At 72.0% G+C, this 21,156-nt stretch carries 20 protein-coding genes; 5 read left to right on the forward strand and 15 right to left on the reverse strand.

From position 1 onward, the window contains the following. Positions 1-26: 26 nt before the first annotated feature. Complete coding sequence (locus tag ABD297_RS05330) at positions 27-1,295, reverse strand: MFS transporter (RefSeq protein WP_344253683.1); 1,269 nt, start codon at positions 1,293-1,295, stop codon at positions 27-29. 129 nt (positions 1,296-1,424) lie between these two features. On the opposite strand from ABD297_RS05330, the gene ABD297_RS05335 reads away from it, so the two are divergent. Further along, positions 1,425-1,952, forward strand: coding sequence for a type II toxin-antitoxin system PemK/MazF family toxin (locus ABD297_RS05335; protein WP_344253685.1), 528 nt, complete (start codon positions 1,425-1,427; stop codon positions 1,950-1,952). 116 nt (positions 1,953-2,068) lie between these two features. On the opposite strand, the gene rpsT is transcribed toward ABD297_RS05335, so the two are convergent. Together rpsT and holA are read right to left on the reverse strand one after the other, a co-directional pair. Continuing rightward, positions 2,069-2,329, reverse strand: a complete 261-nt coding sequence (gene rpsT / locus ABD297_RS05340) for a 30S ribosomal protein S20 (RefSeq protein ID WP_142177499.1) — start codon at positions 2,327-2,329, stop codon at positions 2,069-2,071. Positions 2,330-2,555: 226 nt separating this feature from the next. Further along, the gene (holA, locus tag ABD297_RS05345; RefSeq protein WP_344253687.1) at positions 2,556-3,515 is read right to left on the reverse strand and encodes a DNA polymerase III subunit delta; all 960 of its coding nucleotides are present in this window, start codon (positions 3,513-3,515) and stop codon (positions 2,556-2,558) included. A 62-nt stretch (positions 3,516-3,577) separates the two neighbouring features. Here holA and ABD297_RS05350 point away from each other — a divergent pair, with 62 nt between their 5' ends. Beyond that, positions 3,578-4,567, forward strand: coding sequence for a prohibitin family protein (locus ABD297_RS05350; protein WP_344253689.1), 990 nt, complete (start codon positions 3,578-3,580; stop codon positions 4,565-4,567). 133 nt (positions 4,568-4,700) lie between these two features. Here the strand turns inward: ABD297_RS05350 and ABD297_RS05355 are convergent, their stop codons facing one another. After that, a complete protein-coding gene (locus ABD297_RS05355; protein ID WP_344253690.1) occupies positions 4,701-6,941 on the reverse strand; it encodes an ATP-dependent DNA helicase in 2,241 nt (746 codons plus the stop codon). A gap of 153 nt (positions 6,942-7,094) precedes the next feature. Between ABD297_RS05355 and ABD297_RS05360 the strand changes: the two genes are divergently transcribed. Further along, positions 7,095-8,798, forward strand: a complete 1,704-nt coding sequence (locus tag ABD297_RS05360) for a formate--tetrahydrofolate ligase (protein ID WP_344253692.1) — start codon at positions 7,095-7,097, stop codon at positions 8,796-8,798. Positions 8,799-8,811: 13 nt separating this feature from the next. Here ABD297_RS05360 and ABD297_RS05365 read toward each other — a convergent pair whose 3' ends face one another. The 4 genes from ABD297_RS05365 to hflX all read right to left on the reverse strand — a co-directional run bounded on the left by ABD297_RS05365 (position 8,812) and on the right by hflX (position 12,054). Further along, positions 8,812-9,234, reverse strand: a complete 423-nt coding sequence (locus ABD297_RS05365) for a hypothetical protein (RefSeq protein WP_344253694.1) — start codon at positions 9,232-9,234, stop codon at positions 8,812-8,814. Beyond that, a complete protein-coding gene (locus tag ABD297_RS05370) occupies positions 9,231-10,298 on the reverse strand; it encodes a GNAT family N-acetyltransferase (protein ID WP_344253696.1) in 1,068 nt (355 codons plus the stop codon). Before ABD297_RS05370 ends, ABD297_RS05365 begins: the two co-directional genes overlap by 4 nt. Further along, a complete protein-coding gene (locus ABD297_RS05375; RefSeq protein ID WP_344253697.1) occupies positions 10,295-10,450 on the reverse strand; it encodes a hypothetical protein in 156 nt (51 codons plus the stop codon). Before ABD297_RS05375 ends, ABD297_RS05370 begins: the two co-directional genes overlap by 4 nt. Positions 10,451-10,536: 86 nt before the next feature. Next, positions 10,537-12,054: a GTPase HflX gene (hflX, locus tag ABD297_RS05380; RefSeq protein ID WP_344253699.1), complete on the reverse strand. Its 1,518-nt coding sequence runs from the start codon at positions 12,052-12,054 to the stop codon at positions 10,537-10,539. A gap of 122 nt (positions 12,055-12,176) precedes the next feature. On the opposite strand from hflX, the gene ABD297_RS05385 reads away from it, so the two are divergent. Further along, positions 12,177-12,788 (forward strand): class I SAM-dependent methyltransferase, encoded by a 612-nt coding sequence (locus ABD297_RS05385; protein WP_344253701.1) that lies wholly within the window; start codon positions 12,177-12,179, stop codon positions 12,786-12,788. 137 nt (positions 12,789-12,925) lie between these two features. Here ABD297_RS05385 and dapF read toward each other — a convergent pair whose 3' ends face one another. The 6 genes from dapF to miaB all read right to left on the reverse strand — a co-directional run bounded on the left by dapF (position 12,926) and on the right by miaB (position 19,207). Next, a complete protein-coding gene (gene dapF, locus ABD297_RS05390; RefSeq protein WP_344253703.1) occupies positions 12,926-13,777 on the reverse strand; it encodes a diaminopimelate epimerase in 852 nt (283 codons plus the stop codon). Next, positions 13,774-15,540: a SulP family inorganic anion transporter gene (locus tag ABD297_RS05395; RefSeq protein ID WP_344253704.1), complete on the reverse strand. Its 1,767-nt coding sequence runs from the start codon at positions 15,538-15,540 to the stop codon at positions 13,774-13,776. Before ABD297_RS05395 ends, dapF begins: the two co-directional genes overlap by 4 nt. Next, positions 15,537-15,884: an ArsR/SmtB family transcription factor gene (locus tag ABD297_RS05400; protein ID WP_344253707.1), complete on the reverse strand. Its 348-nt coding sequence runs from the start codon at positions 15,882-15,884 to the stop codon at positions 15,537-15,539. Before ABD297_RS05400 ends, ABD297_RS05395 begins: the two co-directional genes overlap by 4 nt. 114 nt (positions 15,885-15,998) lie before the next feature. Then, positions 15,999-16,958: a tRNA (adenosine(37)-N6)-dimethylallyltransferase MiaA gene (gene miaA, locus ABD297_RS05405; protein ID WP_344254014.1), complete on the reverse strand. Its 960-nt coding sequence runs from the start codon at positions 16,956-16,958 to the stop codon at positions 15,999-16,001. A gap of 2 nt (positions 16,959-16,960) precedes the next feature. Continuing rightward, positions 16,961-17,590, reverse strand: a complete 630-nt coding sequence (gene def, locus ABD297_RS05410; RefSeq protein WP_344253709.1) for a peptide deformylase — start codon at positions 17,588-17,590, stop codon at positions 16,961-16,963. A 42-nt stretch (positions 17,591-17,632) separates the two neighbouring features. After that, positions 17,633-19,207, reverse strand: a complete 1,575-nt coding sequence (gene miaB, locus ABD297_RS05415; protein WP_344253711.1) for a tRNA (N6-isopentenyl adenosine(37)-C2)-methylthiotransferase MiaB — start codon at positions 19,205-19,207, stop codon at positions 17,633-17,635. 222 nt (positions 19,208-19,429) lie between these two features. On the opposite strand from miaB, the gene ABD297_RS05420 reads away from it, so the two are divergent. Continuing rightward, on the forward strand, positions 19,430-20,035 hold the full coding sequence (locus tag ABD297_RS05420; protein ID WP_344253712.1) for a YceI family protein: 606 nt from the start codon (positions 19,430-19,432) through the stop codon (positions 20,033-20,035). 143 nt (positions 20,036-20,178) lie between these two features. On the opposite strand, the gene ABD297_RS05425 is transcribed toward ABD297_RS05420, so the two are convergent. Continuing rightward, positions 20,179-21,156 carry a regulatory protein RecX gene (locus ABD297_RS05425; RefSeq protein ID WP_344253714.1) on the reverse strand — a complete coding sequence of 326 codons (978 nt, stop codon included), beginning with the start codon at positions 21,154-21,156 and terminating at the stop codon, positions 20,179-20,181.

A 21,156-nucleotide genomic window follows, 5' to 3' on the forward strand; every position in this document is an offset into this window, starting at 1 on the left:
CGACACGTGGGACGAACCTCGCAGAGTCAGGGAGACGGGGTGGCGGCGGTCTCGGACGGGGCCGCGACAGCACAGTCTCCCATGCCCTGGACGGTCGGCGCCTCCACCCTGCCGGCGGCAGCACGGTGCGAGCGCCGCTCGAGCACGGCCGACAGCGCGGCGACACCGACGCCGAGCACCGCCAGGCCGGCGCCGACCAGGCTCGGGGCGCCGTAGCCCCACCCCGCCGCGAGGACGATGGACCCGAGCCACGCGCCGAGCGCGTTCGCGGTGTTGAGCGTCGAGTGGTTGAGGGCGGCCGCCAGCGACTGGCCCTCGTGCGCGACGTCCATCAGGCGCGTCTGGAGCAGCGGCACGACCACCGAGGGCAGCAGGCCGAGCACGAAGACCATGACGACCGCGAGCCAGAGCGTGTGGGCGGCCCACCCGAAGACGGCGAGCAGCACGGCGATGAGGCCGAGGGCACCGATGATGCCCTTGAGCACGCCGACCCGGTTGGCGACCCGGCCGCTCAGCACCATGCCGACGACCATGCCGACGCCGTATGCCGCGAGCACCCACGGGATGTAGCGCTCGTCGAGCCCGGCGAGCTCGGTCATCGTCGGGGTGATGAAGGAGTACATCGCGAACATGCCACCGAAGCCGACGACGCCGATGAGCAGGGCCAGCCACACCTGCACGCGCCGCAGGGCCCGCATCTCGGCGCGCATCGACTCCTCGCCGCTCGGGGGCTGGTGCGGCAGGAACAGGCCGATCGCGACGACGGTCAGGGCGGCGATGACCCCGACGAGGACGTAGGGCAGGTGCCAGGAGAACCGCTGGCCCAGCAGGGTGGCGACCGGCACCCCGACGACGTTGGCGACGCCGAGCCCACCGAGGATGGCGGCCACCGCGGCGGTGCGGCGGTGGTGCGACACGAGGGAGGCTGCGACGACCGACCCGATGCCGAAGAAGGCGCCGTGCGGCAGACCGGCGAGGAACCGTGCGGCCATGACCGTGGAATAGCTGTCGGCCAGCAGGATCGCGACGTGGGCGACGGCGAAGAACGCCATGAGGCCCATCAGCAGGCCCTTGCGCGGCGCCTTGGCCGCGGCGACGGCGATGAGGGGCGCCCCGACGACGACGCCGAGCGCATACGCCGAGACGTAGTGGCCGGCGGTCGCGATGTCGACGCCCGTCCCGTCGGCGATCTGCGGCAGCAGGCCCATCGTCACGAACTCCGTGGTGCCGATGGCGAAGCCACCCACCGCGAGCGCGAGGATGGCTAGGGTCGTGCGTCGTCTGGCGGGGGTCACGAGGTCTCTCCGGGTTCGGTCGTGCGATCGGCGTCCAGCGGTGGCGGCACCGGCATGGGGATGGTGCGGATCGCCGTCGACCCGGTCTCGGGCACCAACGGTAACGGCCTCCCGGCTACGGTGATTCCCATGTCCAGCACCTTGGAGCGTCTCCTCGGCCGACTGCGGGGTGCCGTGCGCCGGCCCACCTCCCGGACCGGCGCACGACCCGCGGCACCGGCCCCGGCCCCGGCGAACGGCCGCGACGCCGCCTACCCGGGCGACGCGACGCGCCTGCCCGACACCACGTGCGCGCCGCGCCCCGACGGCCGGCCCGATCCGGGCGAGATCGTCTGGACGTGGGTGCCTTACGAGGAGGACCACAGCCAGGGCAAGGACCGGCCCGTCCTCGTCGTCGGGCGCCAGGGCGAATGGCTCGTGGGCCTGCCCCTGACGAGCAAGGACCACGACCGCGACGAGGAGCAGGAGCGACGGTCGGGCCGCGAGTGGGTCGACATCGGCTCCGGCGCGTGGGACGGGCAGGGCCGGCCGAGCGAGGTGCGGGTCAACCGACTCGTCCGGGTCAACCCGGACGGCGTGCGTCGCGAGGGCGCCGTGCTCCCCCGCGACCGCTACGACGAGGTCGTCGCCGCCGCCCGCGCCCTGCACCGGGGCTGAGCACTCGGGCCCGGACCGAGCCAGCCCAGCGCTGGTCCCTCCCCGGCCCTGCCCGAGACGCAGATCGGGCCCGTCACCACGAGGTGACGGGCCCGCTCACGCGAAGGGGTGGTGCGTCAGAGGGACGCGACCTTCTTGGCCATCGCCGACTTCTTGTTGGCGGCCTGGTTCTGGTGGATGACACCCTTGCTGACAGCCTTGTCGAGCTTCTTCGAGGCGGTCTTGAGGGCGTCGGCAGCCGCGTCCTTGTCGCCGGAGGCGGTCGCCTCGCGGACCTTGCGGATCCACGTGCGGAGCTCGCTCTTGACGGCCTTGTTGCGCTCGGTGCGCGTCGCGTTCGTCTTGATGCGCTTGAGCTGCGACTTGATGTTTGCCACGTTGATGGTTTCTTTCGTTCGGTCGGATGGTTGCGGTTAGAGGGCCGCAAAGCCGCTCGGGACCGGGAGTGGGGACACCCTGCGTGAGCAGCTCTGGATGGTGCATGCATGCGCGCACGACCTGAGCGCGCACGCAAGGGTCAAAGTTACCAGCGGCCCGTGCGCACGACCAAACCGGGAGCGCGCCGAACGCGCGCTCGGTGGAGCAGGCCCGTGGGCCCCTGCCTCAGCGTGCGGCGCGGGCCCGGGAGATCGTGAGGATCGCGCGCTCCACGGCATACACGGGGTCGCGTCCGCCGCCCTTGACCTCGAAGTCCGCGGCGGCGACCGCCTGGACCGCGACGGCGAGCCCGTCGGCGCTCCAGTGGCCGACCGCGCGACGTGCCTTGTCGATCTGCCAGGGCGCCATGCCGAGGCTCTTGGCCAGCTGCGCCGAGCTGCCGCGTCCGGCCGCGCCGACCTTGATGAGCTGGCGCAGCTGCGAGGCGATGACCGCGACGATCGGCACCGGGTCGACCCCGGTGGCGATCGCGTGCCGCAGCAGCCGCAGCGCCTCCCCCGACTGGCCGGCGACGGCGGCGTCGGCGACCCGGAAGCCGGTGGCCTCGACCTTGCCACCGTGGTAGGTGTCGACGACGGCGTCGTCGACCGTGCCCTCGGTGTCGGAGACGAGCTGCGAGCAGGCGGCGGCGAGCTCGCGCACGTCCTTGCCGACGGCCTCGATGAGGGCACGGACCCCGTCGCTCGTGATCTTGCGACGGGCGGCCGCGAACTCCTTCATGACGAAGTCCGTCTTGTCCCGGTCGGTCTTGACCGCCGGGCACTCGATGACCCGGGCGCCGGACTTCTTCATCGTGTCGATGACCTTCTTGCCCTTCATGCCTCCGCCGTGCGCGACGACGAGGCCGATGTCGGGGTCGGGCACGGCCAGGAGCGAGAGCAGGTCGAGCTGCAGCTCGTCGGGTGACTCGTGGAGGTCTCGCACGACGATGGTCTTGGCACCACCGAAGAGCGAGGGGCTCGCGTGCATCTGCATGGCACCGGACTCGTAGGTCGCCGGGTCGATGCGGATGACCTCGACGTCCGCCTGACGGCCCGGCGCGAGCACGGCGGCGACGGCGCGCTCGACGAGGACGCCCTCGGGACCGGTCACGAGCACGAAGGGCGGAACGGCCGGGTCGGTCATGGCGTCACTCTGCCATGCGGGCCCGACAGTGGTCCGCCCCGTCCCCCGTGGAAGTGAAGGTCATGTTCGCCCTCGTCCTCGCCCTCGCGCTCGCCGCCGCCGGCTTCGTCCTGCTCCGCCTCAAGGACCACCCCCGGAAGCTGAGCCGCTACGCCGCGATCCCGTTCGGGCTCGCCCTCTTCCTGGTCGCCAGCGCCTCGTACTACCGCCTCGACGCCGGCGAGGCCGCGGTCACCAAGACCTTCGGCACGGTGGGCGATGAGGCGATCAGCGCCACCGGCATCCACCTCAAGGCCCCGTGGCAGGACCTCATCCGCTTCGACATCCGCAACCAGACCATCGCCTTCGACGAGGGCGGGGGTCGCGTCTCCACCGTCACGAGCGACAACGCGACCGTCGCCTACGACGTGACCATCCGCTACTCCCTCAACCCCGGCAAGCTCTCCGAGATCGTGCGGCAGTACCCCGACCAGGAGACGTTCATCTCCCGCGCGGTGCTGCCCGGCGTCTCCTCGGTCACGCGCGACGCGCCGACCACGTTCACGGCCGCGACGGTGCGCCAGTCACGGGCGCAGCTCGCGCAGCGCATCACCGAGGGCCTCGAGAAGCGTCTCGGCGAGGTCGGGGTCACCGTCGAGCAGGTGGACCCGAGGGCCATCACGCTCGACCAGAACGTGCAGGCCAACTACGACAAGGTGCAGAGCTCGCTCGCCAACGCCGAGGCCGCCAAGGCCGACCTGCAGACGGCCCTCGCCAAGGCCGAGATCACCAAGACCGAGGCCCAGGCCACGTCGGACGCCGACCAGATCATCCGCTGCGGCGCCACCTCGACGCAGGTCAACGAGGTCATCAACGGCAAGGACGTCAAGGCCGTCAAGGTCGTGCCGGTCCCGTCCGAGAAGTGCCAGAACCGGCTCAACGAGCAGGTCCTCATGAGCAAGTACATCGACATGCTCAAGGAGCACGGCGACTCGCTCATCGTCATCCCGCAGGGCACGCAGAACCTCATCCAGCTGCCTGCCCTCCCGGGCGCGTCGACCAAGACCCCCTGACACCGAACCGCGACACACCCGGTGGCGGCCGGGCCTCCCGGTTGCAGCACCGGGAGGTTCACCGTCACCGGGTGCGTTGCGGGAGTGTGCTGACCGGGCGGCGCCCGGCCGATCGCGTATGCCGTGTGGCGCGTCAGTCGAAGAGCGCGCCCGAGGCGATGGTGAGCCCGAGCTGCTCGACCCGTGCGGCGATGGTCTCCTCGGAGAGCTCGAAGTGGTCGACGAGCTCGTCGAGCTGCATGCCGGCGTCGGCGGCGTCGCGCAGCTCCTCGTCCTGCTCGTCGGTCCAGGCGTGGCCCGAGGTGACGGCGCTGCGCGACGACACCGGAGCCGGAGGCGGCGTTGCCACCGGCCTCGGGTGCTCCGTGCCGTCGGCGTCGGCCCGGGCGCCGGTCAGCGAGCGCAGCGCGGGCTCCTCGACGGCGACCGGGGGCGGCGCCATCGAGTCGAGGCGCGCCAGCGCGGCCAGCACCATCTTCTTGTCGGTGGTCGGGTAGAAGGGCGGCAGCGAGCGCTGGAGGAACCCGGCGTACCTCGCCGTCATCATCCGGGAGTCGAGGAAGGCGACGACGCCGCGGTCGTCGGCCCGGCGCACGAGGCGGCCGGCGCCCTGGGCGAGCCGGAGCGCGGCGTGGGTGGCCGAGACCGCCATGAAGCCGTTGCCCCCCATGCGCGCGATGGCCTGCGAGCGCGCCGAGGCGAGCGGGTCGTCGGGGCGCGGGAACGGGATGCGGTCGATGAGGACGAGCTGGCACGACGAGCCGGGGACGTCGACGCCCTGCCACAGCGTCAGGGTGCCGAAGAGGCAGGTGCGCGGGTCACGCGCAAACTGCCGCACGAGCGTCGTGATCTGGTCCTCGCCCTGGCACAGGACCGGGATGTCGTCGCCGAAGCGGGCGCGCATGATCTCGGCGGCCGTCTGGGCCGCGCGCATCGAGGAGAAGAGGCCTAGGGTGCGACCGCCGGCGGCTCGCACGAGCTGCTCGATCTCGTCGAGCGTGTCGTCGCCGGCGCCGTCACGGCCGGGCGGCGGCAGGTGGGCGGCGACGTAGGCGATGGCCTGCTTGGGGTAGTCGAAGGGGCTTCCGACGTCGAGGCCCTGCCACTTCGGGGCCCCCTCGCCGCGCAGGCCGATGGTGCCGGCCACGGCGTCGAACGTGCCGCCGAGCTCCAGGGTCGCGGACGTGAGCACGACGGTGCGCTCCTCGAAGACCTTGTCGCGCACGAGCATCGCGACGCTCATCGGGGCGACGCGGAGCACGGGTCCGCGGCGCTGGTCGCGGTTCAGCCACACGACGTCGAGCTCGCGCTCCTCGAGGATGCGCTCGGCGTTCTCGTGGATCTCGTCCACGGCGGCGCGGGCGACCTGACGCGCCCCGTCGGACTCCTGGCCGGGCGGCGGCTTGAGGTCGCTCTGGACGGTGCGGGCCGTGTCGCGGACCCGGGCCAGCGCGAGGCCGACGGAGTCCGGGATGCCGAGCATCCGCCCCTCCTCGAGCGGCTCGAGCGCCTGGGCGAGCATCTCTCCCGCCTCGTCCATGGCGGCGGTGTTCTCCGACATGCGGCCGGCCTTCTTGGCGGCCGACATGACCATCGTGCCGGTCAGCTCGTCGGTGATCGTGGCCGTGACGCGGTCGACGAGCTCGTGGGCCTCGTCGACGACGAGCACGTCGTGCTCGGGCAGCATCTGGCGGCCCTCGAAGGAGTCGATGGCCATGAACGAGTGGTTGGTGACGATGACGTCGACGTCCTTGGCGGCCTCACGGGCGCGCTCGACGAAGCACTCGGCGACGAGCGGGCACTTGCCGCCCATGCACTCGTGGGCCGAGACCGACACCTGGCGCCAGGCCCGCTCCGAGACGCCGGGCACGAGCTCGTCGCGGTCGCCGGACTCGGTGGCGCCCGCCCACTCGCGCAGACGGACGACCTCCTGCCCGAGCCGACCGACGGCGGCGTCGACCTGGCCGACCGAGAGCAGGCCGTCCTCGTCGTCGGGGAAGCCGCCCTCGAGCTTGTTGAGGCAGACGTAGTTGCGGCGGCCCTTGACGAGCGCATAGGTCGGGCGTCGTCCGAGCACCGGCGCGAGGGCGTCGGCCACCCGCGGCATGTCTCGGTCGACGATCTGCGCCTGGAGGGCCAGGGTCGCCGTCGCCACGACCGCCGGCTTGCCCGCCTCGAAGGCGTGCGCGACCGCGGGCACGAGGTAGGCGAGCGACTTGCCGGTGCCGGTCCCGGCCTGGACGAGGAGGTGCTCGCCGTCGTCGATCGCGTGCGCGACGGCCTTGGCCATCTCGACCTGTCCGGGCCGCTCGGCGCCACCGACTCCCGACACCGCGGCGTGGAGGAGGTCGTCGAGCGCGGGTCGCTGGGCCATTGGACCAGCGTATGCCGCCCGCGACCTCCGCCGGTGCACCCGTCCCCCGTCCCGGCCGGCGCTGCTCCGAAGCCCGCGCCCTGGGACCGAACTCACGGCAGCACACCCGGCGATTCCGCTGTGCGGCACGGCCCCGGGGAGTTTGATCGAGGTATGAGCGCACCCCTGCCCACCGACCTCGAGATCGCGAACGCAGCAACCCTGCGTCCGCTCGTCGAGGTCGCCGCCGACCTCGGCGTCCGTGACGAGCACCTCGAGCCCTACGGCCGCAACGTCGCCAAGATCGACCTCGCCGTGCTCGACGACCCGCCGCCGACACGCACCGCCAAGTACGTCGTCGTCACCGCGGTGACGCCTACGCCCCTCGGCGAGGGCAAGACCACGACGTCCGTCGGGCTCGCCCAGGCGTTGCAGCGGCTCGGCAAACGGGCCGTCGTCGCCCTGCGCCAGCCGTCGATGGGACCGACCTTCGGCATCAAGGGCGGAGCCGCCGGTGGCGGCTACAGCCAGGTCGTGCCGATGGAGCGCCTCAACCTGCACCTGACGGGCGACTTCCACGCCGTCACCGCCGCACACAACCTGCTCGCGGCCATGATCGACAACCACCTGCACCACGGCAACGAGCTCGGCATCGACGTCCGCAACATCACCTGGCGCCGCGTGCTCGACGTCAACGACCGTGCCCTGCGCAACGTCGTCATCGGTCTCGGCGCGCGCCAGGACGGGGTGGCGCGCGAGACCGGCTTCGACATCACGGCGGCGAGCGAGGTGATGGTGCTGCTCACCCTCGCGACCTCGCTTCAGGACCTGCGCGCGCGTCTCGGGCGCATCGTCATCGGCTACACGACCGAGGGCAAGGGCATCACGGCCGAGGACCTGCACGCGGCAGGCGCCATGACGGCCATCCTCGAGGACGCCATCAAGCCCAACCTGCTCCAGACCCTCGAGGGCGGACCCGCGATCATCCACTGCGGCCCCTTCGGCAACATCGCGACCGGCACCTCGTCGGTCACGGCCGACCTCATCGCGATGCGCGGGAGCGACTACGCCATCACCGAGGCGGGCTTCGGGGCCGACATGGGCGCCGAGCGCTTCTTCGACGTCAAGTGCCGCGTCAGTGGCCTCAAGCCCGACGTCGCCGTCATCGTCGCCACGGTCCGCGCTCTCAAGACCCATTCGGGCCGGTATGCCGTCAAGGCCGGCAAGCCGCTGCCTGCAGGCCTGCTCGAGGAGCGCCCCAAGGACGTCGAGGCCGGCCTGCCCAACCTGCGCAAGCACATCGAGATCGTGCGGCGCTTCGGCGTGCAGCCAGTCGTGGCGGTCAACGCCTTCCCCGACGACCACGACTCCGAGCACGCCGTCATCCGCCGCTACTGCAACAGCCTCGGCGTGCGCTCGGCCGTGACCCGTCACGTCGCCGAGGGTGGGGCCGGCGCCCTGGAGCTCGCCCAGGTCGTCGTCGAGGCGGCGCACGAGCCCACGTCCTTCGAGTTCCTCTACCCCCTGGACCTGCCGCTCGAGCAGAAGATCGAGGCCGTCGCGACACAGATCTACGGCGCCGACGGCATCGACGTCAGTCCTGCGGCGGCGCGGGCGCTCAAGGACTACGAGCGCCTCGGCTACGGAGGCCTGCCCGTCGTCATCGCCAAGACGCACCTGTCGATCTCCTCCGACCCCAGCCTGCGGGGCGCGCCACGCGGGTGGCGGATGCCCGTGCGCGAGGTGCGCGCCGCGGTCGGCGCCGGCTACGTCTACGCGATCTGCGGCGACATGCGCACGATGCCGGGGCTGCCGAGCTCACCCAACGCCGAGCGCATCGACATCACCGAGGACGGCCGGGTCACCGGCCTGTCGTGACGCGGGAAGCGACTCACACCCGCACGAGCGTCACGGCGGCAGCCACTGCCGCCGTGACGGCGAGGGCGCAGCGCCCCCGGTCGACGAGCAGCAGGCGGCGCGCGACGCCGGGGTCGAAGCCGCGGGCGAGCCGACCGTGCAGCGGCGCAGCGCCCACCGCCGTCACGAGCAGGGTGAGCGCGAACGCCCCGCCGGCCACCCAGGCGCCGGCAGGCACCGCGCCGGCCGCGAACACCCAGACCATCGACACGAGGACCGCCCCGTAGGTCAGCACCACGAGCGGCACGATGCTCCGGCTGTGCGCCCCGTGGCGCCGGGACCAGTCCGACCCGTCCCGGAGCAGGACCGGGTAGACGAGCGTCGTGACCGCGACCTGGAAACCGGCGTGCAGTGCCGACGTCACCGCCAGGGCCGAGAGGGGCAGCTCGACGCTCACGACAACGGGAACCCGTCGACCCGGCGCGCCATGGCCACGTCGTCGCGGTAGTCCGTCGCGCTGAGCCGCAGACCGCGTGGCACGCGCCCGACCTCGGTCCACCCGGCGCGGGCGTAGAACTCGCCCAGCCCCAGGCCGTCGCGGTAGTCGAGGCGCAGCAGCTCGACCCACGACAGCTCGCGCCGCGCGATGCCGACCATGCCGCCGAGCAGGATGCGGCCGAGGTTGCGCCCCTGGGCGTCCGGGTCGACCATGAGCCGCTTGAGGCCGGCGACGTGCTCGTAGGGGAAGCCCCGCGAGTGCTCCCAGAGACCGATGCCGCGCACGGCGCCGTCGGGGTCGCGCAGCACGCACAGCAGGGAGCGCCCGGCGTGGACGTCCTCGACGTGCCGGTCCCAGGCCGCTGCCACGTCGCGGCGTGCGGCGCCGGGCAGGAAGCCGACGGAGCCGCCGGCGTCGTTGACACGCACCCAGAGGTCGACGACCACGTCCCCGAGGTCGGCGACCTCTTCACGTGGCACGGACGCGACACTCGGCGCCTCGAAGTACGCCATCGGTGTGCCGTCCGGCTCGTCCCTCATGGGCCGCGTGCCCACTCGCACCAGTCCGGCGGACGCCGCGGTGCGCAGCGAGGCGGTGTTGACCTCGTCGACCATCGCTGTCACCAGGGCCTCGGGACGGTGCTCGACCCCCCACGCAACGGCCGCACGGGAGATCTCCCGACCGAGGCCCACCCCCAGACGGCCGTGCTCGAGCCGGTAGTAGAGGTTGAGGCTCCGGTGGTCGGAGTCCTTGTGCCGCAAGCCGGCCCACCCGATGACGTCACCCGAGACGCGCTCGACGACGACGGCATACCCCAGCTCGTCCCGCTCCCAGTCGGCGAGGTCGGCCGCGAGTCGCTCGCGGCACTGCTCCGTGCTCGGCATGCTCGCCGGCGCGTGGGCGTACGTGCGAGGGTCGGTGTGCACACGCACGTGGTGCTCGAGGTCCTCGAGGCGGGGACGCCGCAGCTCGAGCCGCTCGGTCGTCAGCCAGACGGAGCCCTCACCGGCAGGAGCGGTCACGGCGCCTGTCGCTCGGGCGCGCGCGTCTCGCAGACGGCGAGCGGCGCGCCGTCGCAGCAGGGCTCGATGTAGAGGCACTTCGGGCAGCGGTTGTGCGCCTGCTCGGCGCACATCTGGGTGCCGCAGTAGGGGCACGGGATCTCGAGGGCCATGCCGCTCATCCTCCCCGAGACCGCCGACAGCCCTCGGCCCGACATGCCGAAGGGCCCCGCGGTGGGGGCCCTTCGAACGGACGGTGTCAGCTCGCGACGACGGCGTAGGCCGCGAGGTCGGGCTCCATGGTCGGCGTGACCCTGGCGCGCAGCCGGGTCCCCTCGGCCACGTGCTCGCTCTCGAGGATCTCGCCCTCCTCGTGCAGGCGCGAGATGAGGTCGCCACGGTCGTAGGGCACGAGCACCTCGACCTCGATGTCGGGCTTGGGCAGCTCGTGGTCGATGAGCGCGCGCAGCTCTGCGAGCCCGGCGCCGGTGCGGGCCGAGACGGTGACGCAGTGCTTCTCGTGCCGCTGCAGCCGGTCGAGCACCTCGGGGTCGGCGATGTCGGCCTTGTTGACGACGATGATCTCCTTGATCTGGTCGCCACCGACCTCCGCCAGCACCTCACGCACGGCCGAGATCTGCCCCTCGGGGTCGGGGTGCGAGCCGTCGACGACGTGCAGGAGCAGGTCGGAGTCACCGACCTCCTCGAGCGTCGAGCGGAACGCCTCGACGAGCTGGTGCGGCAGGCTGCGCACGAAACCGACGGTGTCGGCCAGCGTGTAGACGCGGCCGTCCTCGGTCTCGGTGCGGCGCACCGTCGGGTCGAGGGTCGCGAAGAGCTGGTTCTCGACGAGCACGCCGGCGCCGGTGAGCCGGTTGAGCAGCGAGCTCTTGCCGGCGTTGGTGTAGCCGGCGATGGCGACCGACGGCACCCCGCCGGCGTGGCGGGAGTGACGGCGAGTGTCGCGGCTCGTCTTCATGGCTTTGATGTCGCGGCGCAGCTTGGCGATCTTGGTGTTGATGCGACGGCGGTCGAGCTCGATCTTCGTCTCACCGGGGCCACGCGAACCGATGCCCTCACCACCCGCGACACGGCCACCGGCCTGGCGGGACATCGACTCACCCCAGCCACGTAGGCGCGGCAGGAGGTACTGCAGCTGCGCCAGCTCGACCTGCGCCCGGCCCTCGCGGCTCTTGGCGTGCTGGGCGAAGATGTCGAGGATCAGGGCGGTGCGGTCGATGACCTTGACCTTGACGACGTCCTCGAGCGCACGCCGCTGGCTGGGCGCGAGCTCGCCGTCGCAGATGACCGTGTCGGCGCCCTCCTCGACGACGATGTCGCGCAGCTCGAGCGCCTTGCCCTTGCCGAGCCACGTGGCCGGGTCGGGCTTCTGGCGACGCTGCACGACGCCCTCGAGCACCGTGGAACCGGCCGTCTCGGCCAGGGCGGCGAGCTCGCGGATGGAGTTCTCGGCGTCGTCGGCCGTGCCCTCGGTCCAGACCCCCGCCAGCACGACGCGCTCGAGGCGCAGCTGGCGGTACTCGACCTCGGTGATGTCCTCGAGCTCGGTCGACAGGCCCTGGACGCGTCGGAGCGCGGCGCGCTCCTCACGGTCGAGCTGGTCGCCGTCGTAGAGGGGGTATGCCGTGACGTCGGCCTCGTGGGCGTCCTCGGCCAGGGCGTCGGCGCGGGTCGCGAACAACGCGCGCTCCCGCTCTGCGGCACGGGCGGAGGCACGCGTGGACTCGTCGGTGTGGTGGGTGTGGTTGCTCGTCATGTTCTCCCTATGGTTCCACTGGTCCAACGCCACGAGCCACTCGTTTGTGCCCAAGGCATGCTTACCCACCCCGGCGTGCTCGTCGTGGAGGCGGGTGGCCGCGGCCGATACCGTGACCCCTGATGAGCGAGCCGACCGACCACTACTTCAGCGCCGAGCCGGCCACCCCGGAGGAGCGACGCACCATCGAGGTGACCCTCGAGGGGCGCCGTTTCACCTTGAGCACGGCTCGTGGCGTCTACTCCCCCGACCGGCTCGACCCGGGCACGGCCGTGCTGCTCTCCGGCGCCCCAGACCCGAGTCCTGCCGGAGACCTGCTCGACATCGGCTGCGGCTGGGGGCCCATCTCGATCAGCCTCGCGCTGCGCTCCCCCGGCGCCCACGTCTGGGGCGTCGACGTCAACCGCCGTTCCCTCGACCTGTCCCGCGCCAACGCGGCGGCGGCGGGCGTCGACAACGTGACCTTCTGCGAGCCCGACGACGTCCCGGACGGGCTCCGTTTCGCGACGATCTGGTCCAACCCGCCGATCCACGTCGGCAAGGCGGCCCTGCACGACCTCCTCGAGCGCTGGCTCCCCCGCCTGGCCGACGACGGCGTCGCCCACCTCGTGGTGCAGAAGCACCTCGGCTCGGACTCGCTGCAGCGGTGGATCAACGAGCAGGGCTGGGGGCTGCGGTGCACGCGGCTGTCGTCGGCGAAGGCGTTCCGCATCCTCGAGGTGCGCCGCGCCTGACGTCGGCTGGGCAGACGGCTCCCCGGCTCGCGCCTCGAGGTGACCGGTCCCCGGACTCGCGGGAGAGCCCGTCGGTCGAGGTGATCCCGGCTGCCGCGTGAGTGCCGGCATCACCTCGAACGGGGGGCCGACCGGCGTCAGAGCGGGACGTCGCCGTCAGCGACGAGCACCGCGGGTCCCGCGAGCTCGACGCGCTGTCCGGGCAGGGGCGTCACGGTCAGGCGTCCGCCCGGCACGTCGACGGTCCACGGGCTGAGGTCCTCCACCCCGGACCAGAAGCGCGTGGCCAGTGCTGCGGCGGCGGCCCCGGTGCCGCACGAGCGGGTCTCGCCGACGCCGCGCTCGTGGACGCGCATCGCGATGTGCCCGGGTCCCACGGCGCGGACGAACTCGACGTTGGAGCCGTCCACGGGCTCGGGGTGCAGCTGGGGCGCCTCGCCCAGGTCGAGGTTCTCCAGGGTGATGCCCTCGGGGAGCATGACGACGGCGTGCGGGTTGCCGATGTCGAGCGTCAGCGCCGGCACCGGCTTGCCGTGGCGTGGCTTGACCATGACGTCGAAGCCGTCACGCCGGGCACCCTCCTCGTCGCCGAGGCGCCACGGACCGAGGTCGACGGCATACCCCTCGTCGACGACGCGGACGGTCTTGACCCCGGCACGGGTGGCGATGGCGAACGACGAGCCGAAGGCGAGCCCCTCGCGGCGGAGGTACTCGGCGAAGACGCGCGTGCCGTTGCCGCACATCTCGGCGAGGGAGCCGTCGGCGTTGCGGTAGTCCATGAACCACTGCGCCTCGTGCCACTGGGCGCGCACCGACTCGTCGGTCGAGAGCGCCGTGCGCACGACCCGGATGACGCCGTCGGCGCCGAGGCCGGCGTGCCGGTCCGCGATGCGCTGCACCTGGGCGGGGGTCAGCTCGAGCGTTCCCTCGAGGTCGGGGACGAGCACGAAGTCGTTCTCGGTGCCGTGGCCCTTGGTGAAGCGCGTCATGCCGGCCATTCTCCGGTATGCCGTCCGGCCGTGCTCGCGGGGTCCACCCGGCCCGAACCAGGTGGGCTCGCCGCCGGCTCGTGGGCGACCCGTGCGGCGTGCACGCGTGCGTGCTCGATCGCGCCCGGCGTCGTCGCGAAGAGGTGCTTCTCGTGCGCCAGGCCGTCGTAGACCCCGAGCTCGCGCAGGATCCGCTCGTGCTGGGGGCGCACCCCCGAGAGCAGCACCGAGACGCCGCGGGCCTCGAGCCGCGTGATCGTGTCGGCGAGGACGGTGGCACCCGTCGCGTCGATGACCGTCACGCGCGACATGCGCAGGACGACGACGCGCACGTCACTCACCTCGGTGAGCTCGAGGAGGAAGTCGTGCGCGGCGCCGAAGAAGATCGGCCCGTCGATGCGATAGGCGACGATGTGCTCGTCGAGCAGGGCGCGCTCCTCGTCGGCGTGGTCGCTCTCGTCGAGGGGCACCTCCTCGAGCCGGGCGGAGGCTGCGGCCTGCCGCAGCACGAAGAAGCCGGCCATGACGAGCCCGAAGAGCACGGCCATGACGAGATCGAGGAGGACCGTCGCCGCTGCCGTGCCGACGAGGACGACGGCATCCCCCCGCGAGGAGCGCAGCAGGGCACCGAGACTCGAGACCCGGACCATCTGCACCGCGGTCGCGACGAGGACTCCGGCCAGGGCTGCGGTGGGAATCATCGCCACCCACCGGGAGGCCAGGAGCACGATGACGAGGAGGACAGCCGCGTGCGTGAGGGACGCGAGCCTCGACGCCGCCCCCGATCGCACGTTGACCGCGGTGCGCGCGATGGCCGCGGTGGCCGGTATGCCGCCGAAGAGCGGCGCCGCGAGGTTGGCGAGACCCTGTCCGACGAGCTCACGGTCGGAGTCGTGTCGTTGTCCCACGCTCATCGCGTCGGACACGGTGGCGGAGAGCAGGCTCTCGAGCGCCGCGAGGGCTGCGACCGCGACGGCGGGGAGCGCGAGCGAGCCGAGGTCGGACGCCACCAGCGAGGGCAACGAGGGGGCCGGCAGTCCGGCGGGCACCGCGCCGATGGTGGCGATCCCGAGGTCGAGCACCGAGTTGGCCACGGTCGCGAGCACGACGACGACGAGCGCCCACGGCAGGCCCGGGCGCAGGCGCGCCAGCCCGAGCACGCCGGCCACGACCGCGGCCGCGACGGCGAGCGAGGGCCAGGCCGGGTGGGACGCCCACTCGCCGACCGCCCCCATCGCCTGGCCGAGCACCTTCTCCCCCGCGGCGTGCACGCCCACGGCCGCAGGCACCTGCTGGAGCAGGATGATCGCCGCGATCCCGAGGGTGAAGCCCTCGACGACCGGCACGGGTACGTAGCGGATGTAGCGGCCCGCACCCACGTAGCCGAGCGCGATGAGCACGACACCGGCCATGAGGCCGACGACGAGGACGCCGTGCGGACCGTACGTCGCGATGATGGGGACGAGGACGACGGTCATCGCACCGGTCGGCCCACTCACCTGCACCCGGCTGCCCCCGAAGACCGCGGCGACGGCGCCCGCGACCACGGCCGTCACGAGCCCTGCCGTGGCTCCCATCCCGGAGCTCACCCCGAAGCCGAGGGCGAGCGGCAGCGCGACGAGGCCGACCATGAGGCCGGCGGGAAGATCCCGCCCGAGTCGCGTCGAGGCCCAGTCGGACCGGCGCGGAGCCAAGGCCCTCATCCGTCGTGCCTGGCGGGCGGTCCAGGCCCGGACCCCTTGGGCCTCGAGCTCGAGGGTCATGACCCGGCCGTCGGGCTCAGCTCCGACTCCAGCTCGGACTCGAGCTCTCCCTGGGCGGCGATGATGCCGGAGAGGATGCGCCGTGCCGCGAGCAGCAGGTCGCGCACCTCCGGGACGCTGACCGAGTAGACCACCTCACCGCCCACCCTCGTCGACGTGACGAGCGACGTGCGCCGCAGGACGGCGAGCTGCTGCGACAGGCTGCTCGGCTCGATGTCGATGGCGTCGAGCAGCTCGTGCACGGCGTGGTCGCGGTCCGAGAGCAGCTCGAGGATCCGGATGCGGGCCGGGTGGCCGAGCGTCTTGAAGAACTCTGCCTTCGCCTGGTACAGCGGCACACTCATGGAACGACCCTTCGATGCGAACCTTTGCAGTTGCACACTTTATCAAGTCATGAGGTGTGCTCCAGACACGGGGTCCTCGGAAACGACAGGACCCGTTCGGCGCGCGCCAGTCGGTCAGGCCGCGTGGAGCACGCGGAGGGCTTCGTCGAGCAACCTGACCCCGTCGCCGTCGGTCGCGTCGAGCCAGACGATGCGGGGGTCGGGCCGGAACCACGACTCCTGCCTCCGGGCATAGCGCCGCGTGGCCTGGGCCGTCTCGGTCCGTGCCGTGGCCTCGTCCATCTCGCCGTCGATCACCGCGATCGCCTGGCTGTAGCCGATGGCCCGGCTCGCCGTGACCCCGTCGCGCAGGCCGCGCGCGATCAGCGTCTGGGTCTCGGCGCGCAGCCCCCGCTCCCACATGCGCTCGACACGCTGGTCGATGCGGTCGACGAGCAGGTCGCGGTCGACTCGCAGCCCGAGCATCACTGCAGGAGAGACGAACTCGCGAGTCGGCATGGTGGCACTGAATGGCCTGCCGGTGAGCTCGATGACCTCGAGCGCCCGGATGACACGGCGCAGGTTGCCGGGCAGGATCGTGGCCGCCGACTTGGGGTCCAGCTCGCGCAGCCGGGCGTGGAGCGCATCGCCGCCGACTGCCTCGGACTCAGCCTCGAGGCGGCTGCGGACCGCGTAGTCGGTCGGCGGGATGTCGAGCCGGTCGAGCGCCGCCCGGACGTAGAGTCCCGAGCCTCCGACGAGCAACGGGCGGTGTCCGCGCTCCCGGATGTCGGCGATGTCGGCACGGGCGGCCACCTGGTAGCCGGCGACGCTCGCCTCCTCGGTCACCTCGAGGACGTCGAGCTGGTGGTGCGGGATCCCACGCCGGACTGCAGGGTCGAGCTTGGCGGTGCCGATGTCCATGCCGCGGTAGAACTGCATGGCGTCGGCATTGACGACCTCGCCGCCGAGCCGTTCGGCGAGGTCGAGCGCGAGATCGGACTTGCCCGTGGCGGTGGCGCCGACGATGGCGATGGTCGGGACGGCTTCGCCGCGACCCGGTGCGCCGGGGACGCGCGGCCCCGGCTCGGGCAGCGTCACCCGGCGAGCTCTCCCGAGTGGCCGTCCGCGTGCTCGACCTCGGGGGTGTCGTGGTCATGGCCGAACGGGTCCTCGTCGACGCCGGGCATCCAGGAGTGCCCCGGCTTGCCCCAGCCGTTGCGCTTGACGGCCTTGCGCGCCTTCTTGGACTGGCGGTCGTCGAGGCGATCGACGTAGAGCGTGCCGTTGAGGTGGTCGTACTCGTGCTGCATGCACCGCGCGAACCAGCCCGTCGCGTCGAACTCCACCCGGTTGCCGTCGACGTCGAAGCCGATGAGGTGGGCGCGGTCGGCTCGCTTGAGCGGGAACGCCTCGCCAGGGACCGACAGGCAGCCCTCCGTCTCCTCGTCGGGGTTCGGTCGCTCCTGCGGCACCCGGGAGGTGGTCAGCGTCGGGTTGATGACATGCCCCTGCTCCGGCACGCCGTCGTCGTTGGCCATCTTCCAGATGAAGACGCGCAGCCCGACCCCGATCTGGGGCGCAGCGAGCCCCACGCCGTTGGCGGCGACGTTGGTCTCGTACATGTCCTCGACGAGGGTCCGCAGCTCGTCGTCGAAGTCGGTGACGAGGGCGGCGGCCCGGTGGAGGACGGGCTCGCCCGTGATGACGATGGGGCGCACACTCATGCGCCAAGTCAAGCACGAGGGGCCGCGCGGGCCCGAATCGGCTCAGACGACAGAGCAGCCCGGCGCCACCGGCGCAGCGGCCGGCCTGCCGACGGACGGCATGCCCAGGCTCACGGCCGGCTTGCCGGCACCGTCGGGCGCGTCCTGCAGCGCGGCCCAGGCGTCGCCGCCGGGGGTGCGCCGGACGGCATACGTCCCGCCTTCGAGTCCGGAGTCGGCCACGAGGTGGTGGGGTGCGCCGTAGGTGACCTGCACCGTGACCATGTCGCCGGGGCGCGGCACCTCGGCGCCCTCGGGCACGGCGAAGTGGACGAGCCGGTTGTCGCGGGCCCGGCCCGACATGCGCTTCGTCTCGGCGTCCTTGCGCCCCTCGGAGGGCGTCACGAGCACCTCGACCTCGCGGCCCTCGACCGCACGGTTGCCGGCCCAGCTGAGCTCCTCCTGGAGGGCGATGAGCCGCTCGAAGCGCTCCTGCACGACCCCCTTGGGCACCTGCTGCTCCATGGTCGCCGCCGGCGTGCCGGGGCGGATGGAGTACTGGAAGGTGAAGGCGCTCGAGAAGCCGGACTCGCGCACGACGTCGAGCGTGCCCTGGAAGTCCTCCTCGGTCTCGCCCGGGAAGCCGACGATGATGTCGGTCGTGATGGCGGCGTCGGGGATGTGCTTCCGGACGTTCTCGATGATGCCGAGGAACTTCGCGCTGCGGTACGAGCGGCGCATGTCCTTGAGCACCTTGTCCGAGCCCGACTGCAGCGGCATGTGCAGGCTCGGCATGACGTTGGGCGTCGCGGCCATGGCCAGGATGACGTCCTCGGTGAAAGCCGCCGGGTGGGGGCTGGTGAAGCGAACCCGCTCGAGACCCTCGATCTGCCCGCAGGCGCGCAGCAGCTTGCCGAAGGCGAGACGGTCACCGAACTCGACCCCGTAGGTGTTGACGTTCTGCCCGAGAAGGGTCACCTCGACGACACCTTGCGCCACGAGCGCCTCGATCTCGGCGAGGATCTCGCCCGGGCGCCGATCCTGCTCCTTGCCGCGCAGGCTCGGGACGATGCAGAACGTGCACGTGTTGTTGCAGCCGACCGAGATCGAGACCCACGCGCTGTAGGCGGAGTCGCGCCGTGTCGGCAGGGTCGAGGGGAAGACCTCGAGGCTCTCGAGGATCTCGACCTCGGCCCGCTTGTTGTGGGCGGCCCGGTCGAGCAGGGCCGGGAGCGAGCCGATGTTGTGGGTGCCGAAGACGACGTCGACCCATGGGGCGCGCTGCACGATGGTGCCGCGGTCCTTCTGGGCCATGCAGCCCCCCACGGCGATCTGCATGCCCGGGTTCTTCAGCTTGGCCGGTCGCAGCTGGCCGAGGTTGCCGTAGAGCTTGTTGTCGGCGTTCTCGCGCACGGCGCACGTGTTGAACACGACGACGTCGGCCACCTCGGGCCGATCCCCTGCCGGCAGGCTCGCGAGGTCGATGTAGCCGGCGGTCTCGAGGAGACCGGCGAGCCGCTCACTGTCGTGGACGTTCATCTGGCAGCCGTGGGTGCGCACGTCGTAGGTGCGGGGCGCGCTCGTCGTGGGGATGGGGGCGGTCGCGACGGGCGTGGTGGCGAAGTTCTGCGTTGTCATGGCACCGACAAGGGTACGTCGTGCAGCGACCGGCGACAGCCGGGCTCGATGCCGCCTCGTGCGCGGCTCACAGAAGGCTCGGGAGCAGGCCCCGTCCCGGGGTGCGGACGGCGGGAATAGCACCGGTCCCGCCTCCGTTGACGCCAGTGCTTGACAGTTCAACCAAAGTACGGCAACATGATGGTTGAACATTCAATAACCTACTCCCGAAGGACACACATCATGGGCCTGTTCAACCGCTCCAAGGACGAGACCGTCACCGAGACCCCCTCCGTCGCCGTCGAGAACATCTCCGGTGACTACACGCTCGACCCCAGCCACACGCGCATCGGCTTCTCCGCCCGTCACGCCATGGTGACCAAGGTCCGCGGCCAGTTCGAGCAGTTCGAGGGCACCGCCCACGTCGACACCGTCACGCCGGCCAACTCGTCGGTCACCGTCACCATCGAGGCCGCCAGCGTCACCACCGGCAACGAGCAGCGCGACGGTCATCTCAAGACCCCCGACTTCTTCGACATCGCCAACTACCCGCAGCTCACCTTCGTCTCGACCCACGTCGAGCGCGACGGGTCCGAGTGGGCCATCACCGGCGACCTGACCATCAACGGCGTCACCAAGTCCGTCACGATCCCCTTCGAGGAGACCGGTTCGGCCAAGGACCCGTTCGGCAACACGCGCGTCGGCTTCGAGGGTGAGACCACCATCGACCGCACCGAGTGGAACCTGTCCTTCAACGCCGCCCTCGAGACCGGTGGCGTCCTCGTCAGCGAGAAGGTCAAGCTCGAGTTCGACATCTCCGCCATCGCGAACGTGGCTGCCGAGGTCTGAGCGACACCGCACCACAGCACCACAGCACCACCACGAAGGGGGTGGGGACCGCATGGTCCCCACCCCCTTCGTCGTGCCCGGGCGGCGAGTGGCGGCAGTCGGCACCGGACGGCGCCCCATCGGCCAGTCAGGCACTCGGTCAGTCAGTCACGCAGGTGCTCGGGCAGGCCGTCGACCGCGTCGCGGATGACGGGCCATGCGACCTCGCCGGAGTAGCCCTTGCGGGCGAGCAGCCCGGCGAGACGGCGGGTCTGCACCTCGGGCGCCAGACCGCGCATCGAGCGCAGCTTCTTGGCGACGAGCTGCTCGGCCCGGACGCGCTCGTCGCCGGCCCCCACCTGGCCCAACGCGTCATCGGCGATGTCCTGGTCGATGCCCTGCTTGCGCAGCTCGTGGGCCAGGGCCCGGCGGGCCAGCCCCTTGTCCGACTGCTTCGATCGCACCAGCATCTGGGCGTAGGCCTCGTCGTCGACCAGGCCGACCTCGGTGAGGCGGTCCAGCACCTTCGCCGCCACGTCGTCGTCGCAGCCGCGCTGGCGCAGCTTCCGCTCGAGCTGCGCGCGGCTGCGCGGAGCCATGCTGAGCTGTCGCAGGGCGATGGCCCGGGCCACCGACGCGGCGTCGGCATCGGGGATCGTGTCGGCGGAGTCGTCGGGCGGGGGCGCCCAGTCGGGCCGCTCCCCCGGGTCAGACGAAGCCCAGCCTGATCCGGGCTTCGAACCCTGCTTCCGACCCTGCCTCGAACTCCGCTTTGAACCCTTTGCCGAGTCGGACCTCGAGTCCGACCTCGAACCGTGCCGCGAGGTCGTCGGCGAACCCTGCCTCGGGTTCGACGACTGCGCCCCCGTGCTGAAGCTCGTGCCGGACGTCGCGCCCGACCGGTCGCCGGAGCCGTGCCCGCCGACGGCCCCGACCCCGCTGCGCGCCGCGACCGGCGACGTGTCGAGGTCGGGCTGCGTCGAGGTGCCGGCCACCTCGACACCCGTCGGCACAGACGACGGCTCTGGAAGGGACGCGGAAGGACCGTCGGCTCGCACCCCGGCGACGACCTCGGCCTCAGCCAGGGCGGCCGCGGCGCGAGCCAGACGGTCCTGCACGCTCTCCTCTGCGGAGAAGGTCAT

It is taken from the genome of Terrabacter carboxydivorans (genome assembly GCF_039532035.1).
GTDB classification, from domain to species: Bacteria; Actinomycetota; Actinomycetes; order Actinomycetales; family Dermatophilaceae; genus Terrabacter; species Terrabacter carboxydivorans.

Coding starts and splice junctions, on each gene's coding strand:
- ABD297_RS05355 (WP_344253690.1), bottom strand. CDS start 6,941: ATGGCCCAGCGACCCGCGCTCGACGACCTCCTCCACGCCGCGGTGTCG.
- hflX (WP_344253699.1), bottom strand. CDS start 12,054: ATGACGAGCAACCACACCCACCACACCGACGAGTCCACGCGTGCCTCC.
- ABD297_RS05385 (WP_344253701.1), top strand. CDS start 12,177: ATGAGCGAGCCGACCGACCACTACTTCAGCGCCGAGCCGGCCACCCCG.
- ABD297_RS05395 (WP_344253704.1), bottom strand. CDS start 15,540: ATGACCCTCGAGCTCGAGGCCCAAGGGGTCCGGGCCTGGACCGCCCGC.
- ABD297_RS05375 (WP_344253697.1), bottom strand. CDS start 10,450: ATGGCCCTCGAGATCCCGTGCCCCTACTGCGGCACCCAGATGTGCGCC.
- def (WP_344253709.1), bottom strand. CDS start 17,590: ATGAGTGTGCGCCCCATCGTCATCACGGGCGAGCCCGTCCTCCACCGG.
- holA (WP_344253687.1), bottom strand. CDS start 3,515: ATGACCGACCCGGCCGTTCCGCCCTTCGTGCTCGTGACCGGTCCCGAG.
- ABD297_RS05400 (WP_344253707.1), bottom strand. CDS start 15,884: ATGAGTGTGCCGCTGTACCAGGCGAAGGCAGAGTTCTTCAAGACGCTC.
- ABD297_RS05360 (WP_344253692.1), top strand. CDS start 7,095: ATGAGCGCACCCCTGCCCACCGACCTCGAGATCGCGAACGCAGCAACC.
- ABD297_RS05425 (WP_344253714.1), bottom strand. CDS start 21,156: ATGACCTTCTCCGCAGAGGAGAGCGTGCAGGACCGTCTGGCTCGCGCC.
- ABD297_RS05350 (WP_344253689.1), top strand. CDS start 3,578: ATGTTCGCCCTCGTCCTCGCCCTCGCGCTCGCCGCCGCCGGCTTCGTC.
- ABD297_RS05335 (WP_344253685.1), top strand. CDS start 1,425: ATGTCCAGCACCTTGGAGCGTCTCCTCGGCCGACTGCGGGGTGCCGTG.
- ABD297_RS05420 (WP_344253712.1), top strand. CDS start 19,430: ATGGGCCTGTTCAACCGCTCCAAGGACGAGACCGTCACCGAGACCCCC.
- dapF (WP_344253703.1), bottom strand. CDS start 13,777: ATGACGCGCTTCACCAAGGGCCACGGCACCGAGAACGACTTCGTGCTC.
- miaB (WP_344253711.1), bottom strand. CDS start 19,207: ATGACAACGCAGAACTTCGCCACCACGCCCGTCGCGACCGCCCCCATC.